The 846-nt window shown below is 72.8% G+C and carries 2 protein-coding genes; both read left to right on the forward strand.

Annotated features, from left to right (window positions below):
- On the forward strand, nt 1-653 hold a 653-nt coding region (locus IEZ00_RS10100; protein WP_229795366.1), incomplete at its 5' end, for an SAM-dependent methyltransferase.
- Between the two features lie 124 nt (nt 654-777).
- The coding region (locus tag IEZ00_RS36420) for an SAM-dependent methyltransferase (RefSeq protein ID WP_229795491.1) at nt 778-846 on the forward strand (69 nt) is incomplete at its 3' end.

Genomic DNA, 846 nt, shown 5'->3' on the forward strand with positions numbered 1-846 from the left:
TCCCCGGCATGGCGGGCGCGGCGCGGGCGAACCGCTCGTTCCTGCGGCGCGCGGTGCGCTACCTGGTGGCGCGGGGCGTCGACCAGTTCCTCGACCTGGGCTCGGGCATCCCGACCGTGGGCAACGTGCACGAGATCGCCGACCAGGCCCGCGTGGTCTACGTGGATGTCGAGCCGGTGGCCGTGGCGCACAGCACGGCCCTGCTGCGGGACAACCCGAGGGTCACCGCCATCCAGGGCGATCTTCGTGATCCCGAAGGCGTGCTCGGGCACGAGCGCGTGCGCGAGTGGCTGGACTTCGACCGCCCCATCGGCCTGCTCATGGTCGCGGTGCTGCACTTCGTCCCGGACTCCGACGGCCCGCACGAGGCGGTGGCCCGGTACGTGCGGGCCCTGCCCGGCGGCAGCTACCTCGCCATCTCCCACGGCACCCTCGACGGCGTCGCCCCCGAGCACGTCGTCGAGGGGCGCCAGGTGCAGGACATCTACCAGCGCAGCGACAGCCAGCTGGTGCTGCGCCCGCACGCCGAGGTCGCGGCCTTCTTCGCGGGCCTGGACGTGGTCGAGCCGGGGGTCGTCGCGCTGTCGCAGTGGCACCCGGACTCCGAGGACGACTTCATCAGCGCCTACGCCGGGGTCGGCCGCAAGGCGTGACTTGTGCGCGCACCCCCCAGGGGGGCACGATCGCGCCGTTCTCGACCACACGAGGAGAGCCGCGATGGAGCAGGCGAGCTGGGTTCCCGCGTCGGTTGACGTGGACCGGCCGAGCACGGCCCGGATGTACGACTACTACCTGGGCGGCTCGCACAACTTCGCGGTCGACCGCGAGGCGGCCAAGGCCGTGGAG

The organism is Saccharothrix coeruleofusca (genome assembly GCF_014648515.1).
In the GTDB taxonomy this organism is placed as follows: domain Bacteria; phylum Actinomycetota; class Actinomycetes; order Mycobacteriales; family Pseudonocardiaceae; genus Actinosynnema; species Actinosynnema coeruleofuscum.